The 17,234-nt window shown below is 73.7% G+C and carries 18 protein-coding genes; 10 read left to right on the forward strand and 8 right to left on the reverse strand.

Translation table 11 applies throughout. The features are described 5' to 3' along the window. Nucleotides 1–51 precede the first annotated feature (51 nt). The 6 genes from ACSHWO_RS13030 to ACSHWO_RS13055 all read left to right on the forward strand — a co-directional run bounded on the left by ACSHWO_RS13030 (nt 52) and on the right by ACSHWO_RS13055 (nt 5,977). Complete coding sequence (locus ACSHWO_RS13030) at nt 52–210, forward strand: hypothetical protein (protein ID WP_438311941.1); 159 nt, start codon at nt 52–54, stop codon at nt 208–210. 154 nt (nt 211–364) lie between these two features. After that, nucleotides 365–1,648 carry an alanine racemase gene (locus tag ACSHWO_RS13035; protein ID WP_385837649.1) on the forward strand — a complete coding sequence of 428 codons (1,284 nt, stop codon included), beginning with the start codon at nt 365–367 and terminating at the stop codon, nt 1,646–1,648. A gap of 37 nt (nt 1,649–1,685) precedes the next feature. Continuing rightward, a complete protein-coding gene (locus tag ACSHWO_RS13040; protein WP_438311943.1) occupies nt 1,686–3,257 on the forward strand; it encodes an N-acyl-D-amino-acid deacylase family protein in 1,572 nt (523 codons plus the stop codon). A gap of 101 nt (nt 3,258–3,358) precedes the next feature. Further along, on the forward strand, nt 3,359–4,369 hold the full coding sequence (locus tag ACSHWO_RS13045; protein ID WP_438311945.1) for a YdcF family protein: 1,011 nt from the start codon (nt 3,359–3,361) through the stop codon (nt 4,367–4,369). Nucleotides 4,370–4,488: 119 nt separating this feature from the next. Beyond that, nucleotides 4,489–4,683, forward strand: coding sequence for a hypothetical protein (locus ACSHWO_RS13050; protein WP_385837633.1), 195 nt, complete (start codon nt 4,489–4,491; stop codon nt 4,681–4,683). An 832-nt stretch (nt 4,684–5,515) separates the two neighbouring features. Further along, nucleotides 5,516–5,977, forward strand: coding sequence for a nitroreductase family deazaflavin-dependent oxidoreductase (locus tag ACSHWO_RS13055; protein ID WP_361100492.1), 462 nt, complete (start codon nt 5,516–5,518; stop codon nt 5,975–5,977). On the opposite strand, the gene ACSHWO_RS13060 is transcribed toward ACSHWO_RS13055, so the two are convergent. Both ACSHWO_RS13060 and ACSHWO_RS13065 read right to left on the reverse strand, forming a co-directional pair. Then, the gene (locus ACSHWO_RS13060; RefSeq protein ID WP_438311948.1) at nt 5,943–6,611 is read right to left on the reverse strand and encodes a hypothetical protein; all 669 of its coding nucleotides are present in this window, start codon (nt 6,609–6,611) and stop codon (nt 5,943–5,945) included. The two genes, ACSHWO_RS13055 and ACSHWO_RS13060, sit on opposite strands and share 35 nt — an antisense overlap. A gap of 108 nt (nt 6,612–6,719) precedes the next feature. Next, nucleotides 6,720–7,337: a GNAT family N-acetyltransferase gene (locus ACSHWO_RS13065; protein ID WP_438311950.1), complete on the reverse strand. Its 618-nt coding sequence runs from the start codon at nt 7,335–7,337 to the stop codon at nt 6,720–6,722. Between the two features lie 187 nt (nt 7,338–7,524). Here ACSHWO_RS13065 and ACSHWO_RS13070 point away from each other — a divergent pair, with 187 nt between their 5' ends. Continuing rightward, entirely contained in the window at nt 7,525–8,289 is a 765-nt protein-coding gene (locus ACSHWO_RS13070) for a pentapeptide repeat-containing protein (RefSeq protein ID WP_438311952.1), read from the forward strand. A gap of 9 nt (nt 8,290–8,298) precedes the next feature. Here the strand turns inward: ACSHWO_RS13070 and ACSHWO_RS13075 are convergent, their stop codons facing one another. Further along, on the reverse strand, nt 8,299–8,685 hold the full coding sequence (locus ACSHWO_RS13075) for a protease inhibitor I9 family protein (protein ID WP_438311954.1): 387 nt from the start codon (nt 8,683–8,685) through the stop codon (nt 8,299–8,301). A gap of 393 nt (nt 8,686–9,078) precedes the next feature. On the opposite strand from ACSHWO_RS13075, the gene ACSHWO_RS13080 reads away from it, so the two are divergent. After that, nucleotides 9,079–10,272: a S8 family peptidase gene (locus tag ACSHWO_RS13080; RefSeq protein WP_385837610.1), complete on the forward strand. Its 1,194-nt coding sequence runs from the start codon at nt 9,079–9,081 to the stop codon at nt 10,270–10,272. Between the two features lie 101 nt (nt 10,273–10,373). After that, nucleotides 10,374–11,195, forward strand: a complete 822-nt coding sequence (locus ACSHWO_RS13085) for a hypothetical protein (protein ID WP_361100513.1) — start codon at nt 10,374–10,376, stop codon at nt 11,193–11,195. Nucleotides 11,196–11,244: 49 nt separating this feature from the next. Here the strand turns inward: ACSHWO_RS13085 and ACSHWO_RS13090 are convergent, their stop codons facing one another. The 5 genes from ACSHWO_RS13090 to ACSHWO_RS13110 all read right to left on the reverse strand — a co-directional run bounded on the left by ACSHWO_RS13090 (nt 11,245) and on the right by ACSHWO_RS13110 (nt 15,638). Beyond that, nucleotides 11,245–11,592 (reverse strand): hypothetical protein, encoded by a 348-nt coding sequence (locus ACSHWO_RS13090; RefSeq protein WP_385837597.1) that lies wholly within the window; start codon nt 11,590–11,592, stop codon nt 11,245–11,247. Nucleotides 11,593–11,715: 123 nt separating this feature from the next. Next, complete coding sequence (locus tag ACSHWO_RS13095; RefSeq protein WP_438311958.1) at nt 11,716–12,195, reverse strand: macro domain-containing protein; 480 nt, start codon at nt 12,193–12,195, stop codon at nt 11,716–11,718. A 36-nt stretch (nt 12,196–12,231) separates the two neighbouring features. Then, a complete protein-coding gene (locus ACSHWO_RS13100) occupies nt 12,232–14,715 on the reverse strand; it encodes a caspase, EACC1-associated type (protein WP_438311961.1) in 2,484 nt (827 codons plus the stop codon). Nucleotides 14,716–14,723: 8 nt separating this feature from the next. Next, nucleotides 14,724–15,182: an effector-associated constant component EACC1 gene (locus tag ACSHWO_RS13105; protein WP_438311963.1), complete on the reverse strand. Its 459-nt coding sequence runs from the start codon at nt 15,180–15,182 to the stop codon at nt 14,724–14,726. A 204-nt stretch (nt 15,183–15,386) separates the two neighbouring features. After that, nucleotides 15,387–15,638 carry a hypothetical protein gene (locus ACSHWO_RS13110; protein ID WP_361100527.1) on the reverse strand — a complete coding sequence of 84 codons (252 nt, stop codon included), beginning with the start codon at nt 15,636–15,638 and terminating at the stop codon, nt 15,387–15,389. Between the two features lie 376 nt (nt 15,639–16,014). Between ACSHWO_RS13110 and ACSHWO_RS13115 the strand changes: the two genes are divergently transcribed. Then, complete coding sequence (locus tag ACSHWO_RS13115; protein WP_385837573.1) at nt 16,015–17,226, forward strand: pyridoxal phosphate-dependent aminotransferase; 1,212 nt, start codon at nt 16,015–16,017, stop codon at nt 17,224–17,226. The last annotated feature ends 8 nt before the right edge of the window (nt 17,227–17,234 follow it).

Raw genomic sequence — 17,234 nt, forward strand, 5'->3', positions numbered from 1 at the left:
CTGGTCGTCACGGACCGGCACCGCCCGGCCGCAACCGGAGGGAGTTCCGCCATGACCGCATCCACACCCCCGCGCCGTCCCTACTTCGAGCTTCGCGTCGGCGCCTTCGAAATGAGCCTCGCTCGGCGCCCGGCCCGGCTGATCGGGTGGGCGGGATCCGTGCTCGTCACGGCCGGCGGTGCCTGGCTGGGCGCCAACTGGCCCTTCTAGGACCGGTCGGTCAGGACGGGCGCGGCTTGGACCGTCCCTCCGCTGGCGCCCGCCGCCCGGGGTCGGCGTTGACCCTCGCCATCCGGACTGTTAGACAGCAGGCGGTACTACCCGTAACAAACGTTGCAGAGCAGGCAACGCGAGGAGGATCCGCATGGGCAGCAGCGACGCAGTCCGGGGGCTCGCCGACGAGCCCGTCGACCACCGCTTCAAGGGCCTGCCCCCGGACGCCGAACGGGCCGCCATGACCGTCGGCGGGCTCGCGGCGCAGCAGCGCGACCTGTTCACCGGCGGGTTCACCACCCCGGTCCTCACCCTCGACGCCGACGCGCTGGAGCACAACCTCACCGCGCTCGGCGCGTACGCCTCCCGCCACCACCTGGCCTTCGCCCCGCACGGCAAGACCTGCATGGCCCCGCAGCTCTTCGAGCGCCAGCTGGAGCACGGCGCCTGGGGCATCACCGCGGCCGTCCCCCACCAGGCCCGCGTCTACCGGGCCTTCGGCATCCGCCGGATCTTCCTGGCGAACGAGCTCGTCGACCCGGCCGCCCTGCACTGGGTCGCCGAGGAGCTCGCCTCCGACCCGGACTTCCGGTTCGTCTGCTACGTGGACTCCGTGCGCGGCGTCCACCTCATGGACCGGGCCCTGCGCGGCCGGGCCGCCGTCGTCGACGTCGTCGTCGAGCTCGGGGCGGGCGAGGGGGCCCGTACCGGCGCGCGCACCGAGGAGGACTGCCGGGCGGTCGCCGACGCGGTCGCCGACGCCGCCACCCTGCGCCTGGTCGGCGTCGCCGGGTACGAGGCCGAGGTGCCGGACGCGGACCCGGAGAAGGTGCACGCCTGGCTGCGCCGGCTCACCGCGCTGGCCGTCGAGTTCGACAAGGCCGGACGGTTCGCACCCGACCTGGAGGAGATCGTCGTCAGCGCGGGCGGCTCCGCCTGGTTCGACGCCGTCGCCGACGTCTTCACCGAGCTGCCCGAGCTGTCGCGGCCTGTGCTGCGGCTGCTGCGCTCCGGCGCGTACGTCTCCCACGACCACGGCTGGTACACCCGCCTGACCCCGTTCAACCGGGTCCCCCAGGAGGGCGGGCTGCGGCCCGCGTTCCGGCTCTGGACCCAGGTCGTCTCCCGGCCGTCCCCCACCCAGGCGTTCGTCAACGCGGGCAAGCGGGACGTGGCCTACGACCTCGGCCTGCCCGTGGCCGAGCTGGTCCGCGACGCCCTGACCGGCGAGGAGCGGCCCGCCGCCGGGGTGCGGGTGGTGAAGCTGTCCGACCAGCACGCCTGGCTGGAGACCGACTCCGCGGACGCCGTCGAGGTGGGCGACTGGGTGGCGCTGGGCATGTCCCACCCGTGCACCATCTTCGAGAAGTGGCCGCTGATCCCGGTCGTGCAGGCGGACGGCACCGTCACGGAGTTCGTCCGCACCTTCTTCTGATCCGGCCGGGCCGGCCGGCGCCCCCCGGGGGACACCGATGGACCTGGTGATCCGGGGGGCCCGCGTCGTCGACGGCACGGGCGGGCCCTCGTACCGGGCCGACGTCGGCGTCCACGGCGGCCGCATCGACGCGATCGGCCGGATCCGGGCCGGCGGCCGGGCGGTCCTCGACGCCCACGGGCTGGCCCTGGCCCCCGGGTTCACCGACATGCACGCCCACAGCGACCTGGCGCTGCTCCACGACCCGGACCACAGCGCCAAGGCCGCCCAGGGCATCACCCTGGAGGTCCTCGGCCAGGACGGGCTGTCGTACGCGCCCGCCGACGCCCGGACCCTGGCCGCGGTCCGGGCGGCCGTCACCGGCTGGAACGGCCCCGGCGAGGACGCCGACTTCGGCTGGCGCACGGTCGGCGGCTACCTCGACCGGATCGACCGCACCGGTACCGCCGTCAACGCCGCCTACCTGGTCCCGCACGGCACCGTCCGCGCGTACGCCGTCGGGTGGGCGGACCGGCCCGCGACCCCCGCCGAGCTCGACCGGATGCGGGGCCTCGTCGCCGACGGCCTCGCGCAGGGCGCCGTCGGCATGTCGTCCGGGCTGACCTACACCCCGGGCATGTACGCGTCCGGTGCCGAACTGGCCGGGCTGTGCCGGGTCGTGGCCGCGTACGGCGGCTACCACTGCCCGCACCACCGCAGCTACGGCCGCGGGGCGCTCGCCGCGTACGCCGAGATGGTCGCCCTGGCCCGGGAGACCGGCTGCGCCCTGCACCTGGCGCACGCCACCTTGAACTTCCCCGAGAACGCCGGCCGGGCCCCCGAACTCCTCGCCCTGCTGGACGACGCGCTCGCGGCGGGCACCGACATCACCCTGGACAGCTACCCGTACACCCCCGGCTGCACCACCCTCGCCGCGCTGCTGCCCGGCTGGGCCGGCGAGGGCGGCCCGGGGGCGGTGCTCGCCCGGCTGCGGGACGACGCGGTCGCCGAGCGGATCCGGCACGCGCTGGAGGTGACGGGGTCGGACGGCTGCCACGGCGTGCCCGTGGACTGGCCGTCGGTCGAGGTGTCGGGAACCGCGGACCCGGCGCACGGCGCGTGGGTGGGGCGGCGGCTGCGCGGCTGGGAGGAGGCCCGGCGGCTGCTGCTGGCCGACCGGCTGGGCACGACGGTCCTCCAGCACGTCGGGAACGAGGACAACGTCCGGGCGATCATGCGGCATCCGGTGCACACCGGCGGCTCCGACGGCATCCTGCGCGGCGCGAAGCCGCACCCGCGGGCGTACGGCACCTTCCCGCACTACCTCGGCCGGTACGTGCGCGAGCTGGAAGTGCTCTCGCTGGAGGAGTGCGTGGCGCACCTGGCGGGCCGGCCGGCGGCCCGGCTGCGGCTGCCGGACCGGGGGCTGGTCCGGGTCGGGTTCCGCGCCGACCTGGTCCTGTTCGACCCGGAGACGGTCGCGGCCGGGGCGACGTACGACAGCCCGCGGACCCCGCCGACCGGGATCCCGTACGTGCTGGTCGACGGCCGCTTCGTGATGCGGGACGGGCGCCGCACGAACGAGCTGGCGGGGCGGTCGGTACGCCGGACCCCGTACCGCGGCCGATGAGGTCGGGGCCCTTCGGCTCCTCCCCGGGGCGGGCACGACGGCCGGCGCGGGTCCTCCTCCGGGCTGATCTGCGCGGGCCGGACCGGCCATAGGGTGGCTGCATGATCGCTTTCGCGCCGGCCGCCGTCCTGCTGCTGCTGTTCCTGGTGAGCGTGTGGACCGACCGGCGGCGCTTCCGGAACGCCGTCCTGCTGGGGCTGACCCTCATATGGGCCGCGATCGGCGTGCTGTTCCTGATCCCGTCGCTGCCGCCGGTGCTCGCGATCACCGCGGTGGCGCTGGTCCTGCTGGTGCCGGCGCTGGGCACCCTCGCGCTCGGCGTGTTCCTCATCGGCAACGGCATCACGATGCTCCGCAAGGAGGGCCGCCGCCCCGCCAACCTGCTGTCGCTCTCCGCCGGGCTGGGCATCTTCGGGCTGATCGCGCTGATCGGCTACACCGGCGACCGGGGCTCCCCGGCGATGGACGCGGCCGTGGGCGGGCTGGTGCTGCTCGTCGGCTACGTCTCCTTCCTCTTCGCGTGCTTCCTCGCGTACGCCTTCCTGTACGGGCGGGCCCCGGTGCGCAGTGAGGTGGACTACGTGGTCGTGCTGGGCTCCGGCCTGATCGGCGGCGAGCGGGTGCCGCCGCTGCTGGCCTCCCGCCTGGAGAAGGGCCGGCGGATCCAGGCCGCGCAGGCGGAGCGCGGCGCGAAGGTGCCGCTGCTGCTGCCGTCGGGCGGACAGGGCCCGGACGAGAGGCTGCCGGAGGCCCGGGCGATGGCCGACTGGCTGATCGCGCAGGGCGTGGCGGCGGAGCTGATCCGGCTGGAGGACCGCTCCCGGACGACCGACGAGAACCTGGCCTTCAGCCGGGCGGTGATGGAGGCGGAGGCCGGGCCGGACTACCGGTGCGTGGTCGTCACCAACAACTTCCACGCCTTCCGCGCCGCGATGACCGCCCGCAAGGCCGGGGTGAACGGGCAGGTCGTGGGGTCGCCGACGGCCCGCTACTTCTGGCCGAGCGCCACCATCCGCGAGTTCGTCGCGGTGTTCTGGGAACACCGGCTGGTCAACCTGGTGATCTGCGGTGCGGTCGTCGCGGCGACGGGCGTCGCGGCGCTCGTCGCGTAGCCGCCGGGGCGGTGGCCGCAGCCGCCGGGCTCCGGGGCGGCGGGCCGCCGAGGTGCGTTCATGACTCCGCGGCCGGAGGATGGGGGGCAACCAAGCAGGGCACTGCAATGGAGGCACCGATGGGAACCGAATCGGACCAGCAGCCCGAGGGCACGTCCCGGCCGGTCAGGCTGAACACCGGCGGGGAGGGCGCGTACGACCCCGAGGACCTGGTCATGGCGACGGGCGCCGACCCGACTCCGGAGCGGGTCGAAAAGGCCCGGAAGCTGATCGAGAAGGAGGGCAAGGCGGTCATCGAGCGCTTCCTCCCGTAACGGAGGACGTACGAAGGCGGCGGCCGGGCCCCGACCTGCCCCACCGGTCCGGGGCCTCCCCCTCCCCACCGCAGCTTCCCCGACGGACGACGGGACGCAGGACGAGAGGCGGCGAGAGGCGGCGGAACCAGGGGTGCGGGGCACCGCGCGACCAGCCACCGCCGACCGGCACCTCGGAGGCGGCCCGCGGCAGCCGCGCCCGGCAGGACCGGTCAGAGCGGGAGCCGGCCCGGTTCGGATTCCAGCGCCGAGCGGTTGCACTTCGGCATGATCAGGAAGACCACCGCATCCGCGAGCAGCAAGCCGACCATGATCACGATCGACGGCGTTCTGCAGGACGTCGGCGTACGTGGCGAAGATCCCCACCGCGACGGAGATGAACGCGAAGGAGATCGCGAACACCTGGAACGAGCCCAGCGTCCGCTTCAGCTCCTGCTGGTAGCCCCCGAGCTCGACGGCGCCCCCGCCGCCCTGCCCGCTGACCGGATTCTCCGCCACCTCGGACACCACACCTTCCGTCGACGCCGTCGACCACCCGACGGACCGTCCTCACGGCCTTCGTCCGGCATGTCCCGATACGACACGGGGTACCCGGGTGGCCGGCCCCGGTCGGGGCGGCCCGGCCGGGGCTTCGATCTGCCGGGATCCGGACGCCGGGCGCCGGACGGGCGCGCCCGAGCACGGCGGCGGCACGGGGGCGGCGGCACGGGGGCGGCGGCAGGCGGACCGGGCGCGGTCCGGACCACCGGCGTTGCGCCATGGGTGTGACGGACCGTATCCGGCCGAGCTGAAGGATCGTTAAGGCCGCCGGGGGTCGTTACTCGGAGGCAGCATGCAGACGATCACCGTCGACTGGGACCACCCCACCGACCCCTCGCCGGAACTCGTCCGGGACCACGTACGCGACTACGTGCGCACCGGCGGCGTAGACGGCCATCTCTGGCACGGGGTGCCCACGCTCCTGCTCACGACCCTGAACCGCGCCACCGGCCGCACCTCCCGCACACCGCTGATCTACGTGGAGGACGGGCCCCGCCTGGTCGTGGCCGCGGCCGGCTGGGGCGCCCCGCGGCACCCGGCCTGGTACCGGAACCTCGTCGCGCACCCGGAGGTCCGCGTCCAGGTGGGTCCGGTGGTCCGCCCGGCCGTGGCCCACCGGGCGACGGCCGGCGAGCGCGAGGTGTACTGGCCGGCCCTGGCGGCCCTGTGGCCCGCCTTCGACGACTACCAGGAGCACACCCTCCGCCTGATCCCCCTGGTCATCCTGCACCCCGCACCCCACGCGCACCACTAGCCGCACCGGCCGCGCCGGCCGCCCGGGCCCGGTCGCGGGCCCACGCCACCACGCCCACGAGGACGGCCACCGCCACCGCGTACACGGGCAGCCACAGGGTCGTGGTGGCCGCCAGGCAGTCGGCCACGGCCCTGCGGCTCTGGTCCGCCCGCGCGAAGGCCAGGGCCGCGGCGTCGCCGCCGGCCAGGCCGCCCAGCGCGGCCTCCGCCTGCAGGGCCGCGTACCGGCCCGCCAGCGCGCAGCTGCTGCGGGTCTCCGGCATCGGGAACAGCCAGGCCCGTCGCTGGAGCACGGGGGCGAGCGCGATCGCCACGCACAGACCGACGACCAGGGCGTACGCGACGAGGCTGCGCACGTAGCCCGAGCGGAGGTCCGGCGTCCACGGCGGCCGCCGCTGGAAGGCGAGCACGATCGCGAGGAGCGTCACCCCGATGAAGGTGGCGAACCACTGCCACGATCCCTGGGCGAGGGCGAAGGTGAGCACCGCCGCGAGCCCGATGCCGACGACCCCGGGCGCGGGGACGTCGTCACCCGCCGGAGCCCGGGCCGCGGCCGGCGTCGGGCCGGCGGTCGGGGCCGGGCCCGGGGCTCCGCGGGTGCCCGGGCCGGTTCCTCGACGGCTGGGATCGCTCACTCGCGCACCTTTCCGGGAGGGGAGCCCCAGCATCCGCCGCGGAGCGCCGCGGCCCCCGGCGCCGTGCCGGTGCGGGCCGGGCGCCCCGCCCGGATGGACCCCGTTCCCCTACCGGCCGGCCGCGGGACGGGCCTCGCGCCACATGGCCCACAGCGCGGGGCCGCCGCCCGGGAGTTCCATCTCGGCGACGACGGTGAAGCCGAAGTGCTCGTAGAAAGGGATGTTGTCCGGCTTGGAGGACTCCAGCGCGACGGGCATGCCCTCCGCGTCGGCCTTGGCCAGGCCCGAGCGGAGCAGGGCGGCGCCGTGGCCCTGGCCCTGGGCGGCCGGGTCGGCGCCGACGACGGCCAGGTACCAGTGGGGGTCCTTCGGCGGTGCCTCGGCGGCCGCCCGGACGGCGTCGCGGAAGAGGGAGGCCCGGTCGCCGAGGACGGCCTGGAGCTCGTCGACGGTGGCGGCGTCGGGCGCGGCCTTGTCGAGCGCGTGCGGCGGCACCCAGAAGGCGGCGGCCGCGTCGGTGCGCTCGCAGAGGCCGTGGCGGCCGTACTGCCGGGTGAAGAGGGTGGCGAAGTAGCGGCGCATGCCGTCCTCGCGGGAGGCCTCGTCGGGGAAGAACCAGCGCATCATCGGGTCGTCACCGAAGGCACGGGCCAGGGTGGTGCTGACGGTTGACGCATCGTCGGGCGTAGCCGCCCGCGGGGTGTTCGCATTCGACATACCGGTCATTCTGCACGCGATGATCTTGGCCCCGTCCACGGGGTCGCCCACCGCACCGGACCCAACACCTCCGCTTCGACCCGCCCTCGCCCGTCTTGCCGACGGTTCCGGTGGGGCGTATAGAGGAAGAAAGGACCGTGTTTTCTCCGGTTCATCACTTCTTCGGTTCATCCTGTGCGCGCTGGGGAGGTTCCCCATGCCCGATGCAGGCCCCTGGCAGTGGGCCCTGACCTCCGTGTTGCTCGTCCTCGGCTGTTTCCTGGCTTTCCGTGCCTGGCGGATGGCCTCGAAAGAGCCGGAGTCGGAGCCCAGGATCGAGGTGCTGGCCGGAATCGGGGGCGGGCTGGTGTGTGGGATCGCCGTGGGGCTCTCCGCCCTCTTCCTGGGTGAGTCGATCCGCGTGTCCCAGGAGAACGCAGCCTGGCGCGCGAGCGTCGAGAGCGCGGACAGCATCCCCGGGTTGACCGTCGCCGGCCACGACATCAAGGGCATCAACTTCAGCGGGAAATCGCTCCACAACGCGGACTTCACCGGGGCCGACCTGAGGGGCGCCAGGTTCCAGGACGCCGATCTGACGGGGGCGAACTTCGCGCGCGCCGACCTGCGGCGGGCGAACCTCATCGGAGCCAACCTGCAGGACGCGAGCCTTGCCGACGCCGACCTGGGCCAGGCCTCGCTGCACAGCGCGAACCTCAGCCACGCGATCGTCACCGGCCCGAAGACCTCCTTCTCGGGGGCGAAGGTGAACGCGCGCACGTGCTGGCCGAAGGGGCTGACGCACGAGCAGCTCGACAAGCTGCTCAACGGGGTGGCAGTGGAGGGGTACGTCGACGACAGCAGCGGGCGGACCCTCACGGTGCGGGAGGACCTGGCCGAGGACCACGTGTTCGGCGGGCAGCAGGCACCGAGGTGCGTCCTCTGGAAGCACGGGGAGCGCAACTACCCCGAATGGCAGTCGTGATGACGCCCCTCAGCCCGAGGACACCCCGAGCCCCGCTGCGGGCCCGTCCGCCGAGGCGGTGCCGTCCCCCTCGATGGCTTCCACGTCCGGCATCGAGGCCAGGGACGCCAGCTGGTCCGGGGTGAGGCGGGCGGCGAAGCCGTTCAGGGCGTCGCGGTAGACGTGGAGCGGGTGGACGCCGTCGACCCTGCCCGCGACGTCGGCCGGGTCGAGGGAGCGGTCGACGGTGACGATGTACGTCGGCCAGTCGGCGGGGGCGACGGGCACCGCGCGGACTTCGCGCGTCCCGGGGCCGACGGGGGTGCCGACGGCGTGGCTGACGGCGGGCAGGGCGGCTACGGCGGCCAGGGCGGCGGCGAACGCCGCCGGGAGGGCACGCCCGAGGCTGGTGCGCATGGTGCGAGGCGATCACGCCCGGCCGGCGCCGGTCAACGACGTCCCGCGGCGCGGCGGCGGCCTCCGGGAGCACGCCCCGGAGTGCGCCCCGGGCCGGGCACCGGCCGTACGGGTGGATTCGTCGCTCGTCCCGGAAGCCCGGGGGCAGGAGCCGGACGGCGACACGGCCCGCCGCAGCCCTGGTGAATCGTTCCCCCGGCCCGCGCGCCCCCGCTCCCCGCCCCCGCCCGCAGCTCTCGGCCGAACGGAGCGGGCCGTTCAAGTCGGGCCCGCACGACCACCGATGCAGGGAAGGGCCCCGCAGCCCGCGACGCCCCTCCGCCGCCCCTCCGACGCCCGTCCCGCCCGCCTCAAGTCCGCCTGCCGTCCGCCGCGCCCCCTGGAGCCCTGCCCATGCGCCTGCTCGCGCCCTTGACGACCGCCGCTGCCGCCCTGGTCGCCCTGGCCCCCGCCACGCTCGGCGGTGCGGCCGCCGCCGACACCCCCGAGCCCACCCCGGTCCCGCTGCACACCTCCGCGAACGCGATCCCCGGCCAGTACATCGTCACCCTCGACAAGGCCGCCGACCCGACCGCGGTCGCCGCGGTGGCGGGCGTGAAGCCGTCGTTCACGTACTCCAGGACGATGCGCGGGTTCGCCGCGCCCCTCACCGCCTCCCAGCTGAAGGCGATCCGGGTGCTGCCGGGCGTGACCTCGGTGGAGGAGGACGCGGCCCTGACGGCCCCGCCCGTCCCGGCGGCCGCCGCGCCCGCGCCCCGGGCCGTGGCCGGCTCCTGGGGGCTGGACCGCATCGACCAGAAGCAGCTGCCGCTGGACGGCCAGTTCACCGTGCAGGGCAACGGCGCCGGTGTGACGGCGTACATCCTCGACACCGGCATCGACTTCGCGCACAGCGAGTTCGGCGGCCGTGCCAGGGCGGGCTTCGACGCCGTCGGCGACGGCCGGGGCGGCCTGGACTGCCACGGCCACGGCACGCACGTCGCGGGCACGGTCGGCGGCCGGACGTACGGAGTGGCCACCAAGGTGAACCTGGTCAGCGTCCGCGTCCTCGGCTGCGACGGCAGGGGCTCCTACTCGGGGATCATCGCGGCCCTCGACTGGGTCGCGGCGAACGCCAAGCAGCCCGCCGTCCTGAACGGCTCCCTGGGCGGCAGCCGCTCCACCGCGGTCAACGCCGCAGCCGACGCGCTCTTCGACGCGGGTGTCCTCCCCGTCTTCGCGGCCGGCAACGAGGCCCAGGACGCCTGCAACGTCTCCCCCGCCTCGGCGTCCCGCGCGGTGACGGTGGCGGCCACCGACCGCAACGACCAGGAGACGGACTTCTCGAACTTCGGCCAGTGCGTCGCCCTCTACGCCCCCGGTCAGGACATCGTCTCCGCGCGCCTGTCCGGCGGCAGCGTGTCCATGGACGGCACCTCGATGGCCGCCCCGCACGTCACGGGCGTCGCCGCCCTCTACAAGGCGGCGCACCCCGACGAGACCCCGGACCAGGTGGCGTCCTTCCTGGAGCAGCAGTCGACGAAGGACATCCTGAGCCGCCTCAGCTACAACACCCCGAACCGGCTCCTCAACACCGCCGACTACTGACCGTCGCCGCAGGCGGCCCCCGTACCCCGGCGCCCGGGGCGGGGTGCAGGGGCGCCAGCACCCGAATGGCCACCCGGACGACGAACGCGCACGCTGGAGGGATGGGAACCGAGACACCCGGCACGGCCACCGGCGCGCTGTCCGGGCTCCTGGAGAACCCCGTCGTCGGGATGTCGCCGTGGATCGTCTTCTCGCTCCTGGCGGGACCGGGACGGTTCGAGTGGGCGGTCGGGATCTCCCTGGCGGCTGCGGTCGCCCTCGTCGTCCTGGGCCGCGTCACCAACCGGGGCAGCTCGTGGAAGCTGTTGGAACTGGCCGACGTCGTCTTCTTCGGCACCCTGACCGTCATCGGCGCCCTGGCGAGCGAGGGCACGCGCACCTGGCTGGAGACGTACGCGGGCGAGGTCGCGACCTTCACCCTCGCCGCGATCGCCTTCGGCTCGATGGCCGTGGGCATGCCGTTCACCCTGCAGTACGCCCGTGAACAGGCCGACCCGTCCATCTGGCACACCCGCGACTTCATCCGGACCAACTACGTGATCACCGGGGCGTGGGGGACCGCCTTCCTGGTGTCCGGCCTGGCCGGTCTCTTCGGTGACCTGGTCCTGCGCAGCCCGGACAACATGTGGACCCAGTGGATCATCCCGATCCTGGCGATCGTCGCCGCCCTCCGGTTCACCGCCTGGTACCCGGACGTCGTCCGGGCCCGCGCCGCCCGGGAGGCGAAGGGACTGAGCCGCGAGCCGCCGAACGTGGCCTCGCTGATGCTGCCGGTGGCCGGCCTGCTGGTGCCGATCGGAATCGCCGTCCTCGTCTTCGACGGCGACCTGTGGTGGCTGGGCGTAGCCCTGATCGTCCTGGGCGGCGTCCTGACGAAGACCCTCCACGCCCGGAGCGAAGCCCCCGCCACACCGTCACGATGAGTCGACGAGGACGGACGGCACCGTCCCCGCCGAGCCCCGACGCGCCCGATCAGCCGAAGAAGACGGACCGCAGCTTCAGCCGCTCCGACCCGTACCCGGTGTACGGGCGCAGGGTGAACAGGTCGCCCCGGCATTCGGGTTCGGTGAACACGGTCGCCGTGGAGTCGGTCCGGTTGCGCGGCGAGTGGGCGGGGCTGCTGGAGCCCGGGTCGGCGACTTCCGGCAGGGTGAAGCACTCGCGGCTCACCGGGTTCTCCAGGACGCCGACCCGCGGGCGCCCGTCGAGCCCGGAGTACACGTACGTGAACTGGCCCGTGGCGGCGACGGCGGACGTGGGGATCGTCAGGACAAGGGTCAGCGCACCGAACGCGGCGGCGGCGGCATTGCGAAGACGCATGGATGGGGTTCCCCTCACAAGGAGCAACAACGTGCAGGAACCACCTTTCCGGCACCCCGCACCGCAGGTCACTGCCGCCCGGCGCCGAATCGATCCGCCCTCCCGCGAACGGCCCAGCAGGCGTCAACCCCGGTGGTCGTACACCGTCACCGCGACACCCCGCTCGGACAGCGCCTGCGTGACCATCGGCTCGACGCGGGACCACTTGCCGCCCGCCAGCCCGCAGCCGATCCGCGGCATGTGGACGGAGGCACCCAGCTCCACGGCGTACCCGGCGAGGGCGGCCAGGCAGCGCTCCAGGGCGTCGTAGCGGATCGGGACGCCCGCGCTGCCGGTGCGGATGCCGCGCTGGCCGACCATGTTGGCGACCCAGGTGTCGTCCTTGACCCGGACCAGCCGGACCGCACCCAGCCCGAAGTCGCTCCCGGCCCGGCCGCGGTGCCAGGCCCGGTAGTCCGCCTCGGGCTCCGGCCACCGCTTCGACAGGGCCAGGACGAATCCCTTGCCCCAGCCGCCGATGTCGTTGCAGACGTGCGCGATGATCTTCGGCCCCTTGGCCTGCGGACTCGTCGCGTCCCCGGCAATGATCCTCAGTGCTGTCATCACCGCACCTTAGACGGGACCACCGACACCACCGCCCTACCGGAACCGGTCCCCCGCGAACCGCTTCAGCGCCGCGTCCACCCGCTCGCGCGGCAGCGGTAGGAACTGTTCCTTCGCGTCCAGCAGGAGCACCCTCAGCTCCCCGCCGGACCGCGCCACGTAGAAGCGCCACATGCGCCGGTACCGCGCGGCCGCCCCCTCCCGCAACCACACGACCAGTTGGCGCCTGGCAGGGTCCCGCAGGTCGGTGGTCCTACGAGTCACCAGGTCGATGTCCTCCCACGGAATGTCCAGGCTGCGGCCTCGCACCTGCAGGGTGAGGGCCTGCGGGTCCAGGACCAGGGCGAACCGGTCCCGGACGAGGAACGGCATCGGGAAGACGGCGACGAAGCAGGTGTAGAGCAGGAGCAGCGCCGCGCCCCCGCCGTGCGGCGGAGAGCTGCCGACGAGGGCGGACACGGCGCACACGGACCCCACGCACGCGGCCAGCGTGCGCCAGCCCGGCGCACTGCCCTCGAACCGGACCCCGTCCTGGTCGTCGCGGACGACCCCGTGTTCGGGACGCACGTGGCGATCCCACGCGTGCGGGGCGAAGCGCTCCAGTGCCGACTCGACCTCGGCCCGTCCGGCGCCGAGGGAGAACAGGTCGCACACGATCACCCCGCCCAGCCGGGGTACCCGCCACGGCAGCCCCCTCCGCGAAGCCCGCCCCTCGGCGGCCGGGTCGACCGGTCGCACGTACAGGGCGCCGTTGGACGCGTTGCCCCGCCGCCACGACACGACGCCCACCTGTGCGACGGCGCTCCACGGCCAGTGGGCGGTCCGGCCCCGGTGCACGTAGGTCACGCCCCTGCCGTCCAGGGTGAGGACACCCGGGAAGCAGAGGCAGAACAAGGGGGGAAGTACCGGAACGCACAGGAGCAGGGTCCACAGGCCCAGCAGCACTGCGTCGAGGACGCCGAGACGCCGGGGTGGTCCGGTCAAGGACAGCGCCGTCGGTGTCGCCGTGACGGCGGCGAGCAGCAGAGCCAGCACGGCGAGGCGGGCCCGGCGCGTGGTGCGGCGGAACTCCTCGGCCGGGGCCCGGCGCGATGGCCGCCGGGCCACGTGCGGTGGCGGACGTTCCGCGTCCCGGTACGGCTTCCACACCGGTCCGCCGAACCGCTCCAGCACCTTGCCGATCTGCTCGGGCGTGCAGTCGAGCCGGGAGACGTCGGCGGCGATCACCCCGCCGAGCCGCCGGGAGACGCGGGCCCGCCCGAGGAACAGGTAGCTGCGCCTCGGCGTCTCGGGCAGCAGGTCCAGCACGAGGTAGTACGTACCTCTGGTGCGGGAGAACGGGTGCGGGCACCAGGCCAGCCGGGCCTCGGAGATCCGGTGCCAGGCGTACCGGTACCGGCGGCGGGGCTGGCCGGGTTTCCCGCGGACGAGCGTGACCTCGTCGGCGGAGACCTCCAGGCCGTAGGGCTCCAGGAAGCGCCGCACACCCATCCAGCCGACGAACGCCGCAAGGAGCAGGGAGGAGCCGAAGACAACGTCGGGAACCCGCGCGTACACCCCGTCAGTCGACTGTCCGTTCCGGTTCGCCTGCGACAGCTCGGTCGTGAAGGTCGTGACGTCTCCGTAGGCGACGAGGCTCCAGAAGGCGAGGAGGGCTCCGAACAGGCCGACCACCAGTAGCTGCACCACGCACCCGCCGCCCTTGCGGCGGACGTACCGCACGGCCGGCTCCTCGGCGTCCGGGTCAGGCTCGGACTCCGGCTCGGCTGCCTCCTCCTTCGCCAGGTTGGGCCGGTAGGCCGCGTTGTGGGCCACGCCCAGGCCGCCGGCCGTGTTGAGGTCGCTCTTCTGGGGCTCCGGCAGGCCGCGGGCGACGAGCCGGGCGCGTGCCTGCTCGTACAGGGTGTTGAGGTCGATCAGGGCCGGGCCGCCGACCACGCCGCGTTCGAGGACGCGGAGCAGCTCTCCCGTGAAAGCGGTGTTCCGCTCCCCCGGCTCGGCCTTGGCCAGGGCCGTCGCATGGGCGGCTGCCAGGAGGCAGACGCCCTCGACCTTCGCGTGGGTGGCGAGGTCCGCGCCACCGCTCATGGCGTTGGCGGCGAGCCCGCTGTAGCAGCAGTCGAGGACCACCACGCGGCGCAGGGACGGGGCCTTCAGGACGGCCGGGCGCAGGTGCCGGTACTCGATCCCGGTGTACGGGTGCCCGGTCCGGGCCTTCGGGAGGCCGAGGAACAGCTCGTCGGTGTCAGAGTCCACGAGGCCGTGGCCGGCGAAGTAGACGAGGAGGGTGTCCGTGGCCTGGGCCGCGGCCGCAGCGATGGCGTCGAGGACCTCCTCCTGGCTCGACGGCTCGGCGATCACGGTGCAGTGGGCCTCCGGCAGGTTCCAGGAGGCGGGCCGCGTCAGCACGGCGCGCAGGTCTGCGAGGTTGCGGGCGACGTGCGGCAGCTCCGTCAGCGAGTGGTAGCGGCTGACGCCGATGAGCACAGCGCGGGAGGCGGACGGGTCGGGCAGCGGCATGGACGGGGCTACGCCCCTTGACCGGCCCCGGCCGCGCCGCCGCTCTCGGGCGACCCGCCAGGCTCACCAGCCCCGCCAGGCTCACCAGCCCCGCCAGGCTCCACCGCCTGGGCAGCTTCTCCGCTGCCCGCGCCCCCGCGGTCCAGCACGGCGACGGCACGCCGCATCTGCTCTTCGTCGGCGCCGGTGAGGACGATCTCCAGGTCGCCGCGCCGAATGGTGACCGCCGGCGGGTTCGGGCGCGTCCCGCGCCAGGCGGCGACGGCCACCCCGAGCGAGGCGGCGGACCAGCCGCTGCCGATGACCAGCGTCACCAGATCCAGGACGTCGCCCATGTCCCCCGGCTGGGGCGACTGCCCGGTGAGCTCGATGCGGGCGGTCCTGCGCAGGTCGGGGTCGCGCGAAAGCCACTTGTAGAGCGAGCGCAGTGCGGCCTGGTCGCCCTGGACGTGCAGATCGACGCGCATGTATCCCCTTCCCCGCAGAGCAGTGGTGCTCCGGAAACCCGAACCCCATCGTGGCACCGGGACCTGCGCCAGGTCCGGGGAACGGCCATATCCCGGCCCACCAGGCCCAACCCTCGCCAGCCGGACCCGTGGCAGCCGGACCCGTGGCGGGCGACCGGCCCGGGGCGGCTTCTGCGGTCCCTCGGCCCGCCCCACCCGCCCGGATCAGAGGTACTCGCGGGCGAATTCCACCGCCCATTCCACGGCCGCTATCGGAACGCTGCCGGACGCCGGGTCGATGGCGAGGCGGGCGTCCTCCCAGCCGCGGCCGTGCTCGCGGTAGATCGCGAAGCGCCCGTCCACGAAGGTCCCGGGTCCGCGGCCCGGCCGGTGCGGCCGTACGAGGAACTCGATCGCCCTGTCGTCGCCGTCCGTGCCCACCGTCGTGATCGTCATGTCGCCGACTGCGAAATCCACCGCTCCGCCTCCCGTGTCCTCGTGCCGCGGCCCCCCGACAGCCTCTGCACCGCACCGCCATGCCGCATGAGCGCGCGTACTCAGGCCACGTACTCATCCGAGGCACCAGGCGCAGCCGCGACTGCAGGTGCCCCGAACCCAACGCACCGCACCACGACGCAGCGCACCCCCTACCTGGCGGTACGTGACGAGCACAACACACCCCCACCCGCACCCACCCTTCCGCCGATTCCGCAGGCCGAGCCGCCCCCCGTCCGCCGTTTCCAAGGAGGGACAGCAGCGGCACCCACCCATCCACGAAATCCGGACATTTCTGCCACGGCTTCGTGACATCAATTCCGCCGCCACCCGCCCCCCTGGCCCTTAAGCTCCTGTTATGCAGGTGATCCAGTCAACGAAGCTCGCCAATGTCTGCTACGAGATCCGCGGCCCCGTCCTCGAAGAGGCCATGCGGCTCGAAGCGGCAGGTCATCGCATCCTCAAGCTCAACACCGGCAATCCCGCGGCCTTCGGCTTCGAGTGCCCGCCGGAGATCCTTGAGGACATGCTCCGCAACCTGGGCAGCGCCCACGGCTACGGGGACGCGAAGGGGCTGCTCTCCGCGCGCCGCGCGGTGATGCAGCACTACCAGACCAAGGGCATCGAGCTGGACGTCGAGGACATCTACCTCGGCAACGGCGTCTCCGAGCTGATCCAGATGGCCATGCAGGCGCTGCTCGACGACGGCGACGAGGTGCTCGTCCCGGCCCCGGACTACCCGCTGTGGACCGCCTCCGTGTCGCTGGCCGGCGGCACGGCCGTGCACTACCGCTGCGACGAGCAGTCCGACTGGATGCCGGACCTGGCCGACATCGAGCGCAAGGTCACCGACCGTACCCGCGCGATCGTCATCATCAACCCGAACAACCCGACCGGCGCCGTCTACGACGACGAGATGCTGCGGGGCCTCACCGACATCGCGCGCCGCCACAACCTGATCGTCTGCTCGGACGAGATCTACGACCGGATCCTGTACGACGGCGCCACGCACACCAACACCGCCGCGATCGCCCCCGACCTGCTGACCCTCACCTTCAACGGGCTCTCCAAGAACTACCGCGTCGCCGGCTACCGCGCCGGCTGGATGGCGGTGTGCGGCCCGAAGGAGCACGCGTCGTCGTACATCGAGGGCCTGACCATCCTGGCCAACATGCGGCTGTGCGCGAACATGCCCTCGCAGCACGCCGTGGCGACGGCCCTGGGCGGCCGGCAGTCCATCGAGGACCTGTTGCTGCCCGGCGGGCGGCTGCTGGAGCAGCGGGACACCGCGTACGACCTGCTCACCCAGATCCCGGGCATCACGTGCGTGAAGCCGAAGGGCGCGCTGTACCTGTTCCCGAAGCTCGACCCGGCCGTCTACAAGATCAAGGACGACCGGCAGATGGTCCTGGACCTGCTGCGGGCCGAAAAGATCATGGTGGTGCACGGTACGGGCTTCAACTGGACCGAGCCGGACCACTTCCGCATCGTGACCCTGCCGACCGCGACGGACCTCGCCGACGCGGTGACCCGGATCGGCAACTTCCTGGACGGCTACGGCCAGCCGTAACCGGGGCA

The organism is Streptomyces pallidus (ex Mingjun et al. 2026), assembly GCF_051550185.1.
In the GTDB taxonomy this organism is placed as follows: Bacteria; Actinomycetota; Actinomycetes; order Streptomycetales; family Streptomycetaceae; genus Streptomyces.

Excerpts from the sequence above, each read along its gene's own strand:
- ACSHWO_RS13095 (WP_438311958.1), bottom strand. The coding sequence starts at position 12,195 with ATGACAGCACTGAGGATCATTGCCGGGGACGCGACGAGTCCGCAGGCC.
- ACSHWO_RS13075 (WP_438311954.1), bottom strand. The coding sequence starts at position 8,685 with ATGCGCACCAGCCTCGGGCGTGCCCTCCCGGCGGCGTTCGCCGCCGCC.
- ACSHWO_RS13090 (WP_385837597.1), bottom strand. The coding sequence starts at position 11,592 with ATGCGTCTTCGCAATGCCGCCGCCGCCGCGTTCGGTGCGCTGACCCTT.
- ACSHWO_RS13050 (WP_385837633.1), top strand. The coding sequence starts at position 4,489 with ATGGGAACCGAATCGGACCAGCAGCCCGAGGGCACGTCCCGGCCGGTC.
- ACSHWO_RS13065 (WP_438311950.1), bottom strand. The coding sequence starts at position 7,337 with ATGACCGGTATGTCGAATGCGAACACCCCGCGGGCGGCTACGCCCGAC.
- ACSHWO_RS13040 (WP_438311943.1), top strand. The coding sequence starts at position 1,686 with ATGGACCTGGTGATCCGGGGGGCCCGCGTCGTCGACGGCACGGGCGGG.
- ACSHWO_RS13070 (WP_438311952.1), top strand. The coding sequence starts at position 7,525 with ATGCCCGATGCAGGCCCCTGGCAGTGGGCCCTGACCTCCGTGTTGCTC.
- ACSHWO_RS13045 (WP_438311945.1), top strand. The coding sequence starts at position 3,359 with ATGATCGCTTTCGCGCCGGCCGCCGTCCTGCTGCTGCTGTTCCTGGTG.
- ACSHWO_RS13085 (WP_361100513.1), top strand. The coding sequence starts at position 10,374 with ATGGGAACCGAGACACCCGGCACGGCCACCGGCGCGCTGTCCGGGCTC.
- ACSHWO_RS13030 (WP_438311941.1), top strand. The coding sequence starts at position 52 with ATGACCGCATCCACACCCCCGCGCCGTCCCTACTTCGAGCTTCGCGTC.
- ACSHWO_RS13055 (WP_361100492.1), top strand. The coding sequence starts at position 5,516 with ATGCAGACGATCACCGTCGACTGGGACCACCCCACCGACCCCTCGCCG.
- ACSHWO_RS13080 (WP_385837610.1), top strand. The coding sequence starts at position 9,079 with ATGCGCCTGCTCGCGCCCTTGACGACCGCCGCTGCCGCCCTGGTCGCC.
- ACSHWO_RS13115 (WP_385837573.1), top strand. The coding sequence starts at position 16,015 with ATGCAGGTGATCCAGTCAACGAAGCTCGCCAATGTCTGCTACGAGATC.
- ACSHWO_RS13105 (WP_438311963.1), bottom strand. The coding sequence starts at position 15,182 with ATGCGCGTCGATCTGCACGTCCAGGGCGACCAGGCCGCACTGCGCTCG.
- ACSHWO_RS13100 (WP_438311961.1), bottom strand. The coding sequence starts at position 14,715 with ATGCCGCTGCCCGACCCGTCCGCCTCCCGCGCTGTGCTCATCGGCGTC.
- ACSHWO_RS13035 (WP_385837649.1), top strand. The coding sequence starts at position 365 with ATGGGCAGCAGCGACGCAGTCCGGGGGCTCGCCGACGAGCCCGTCGAC.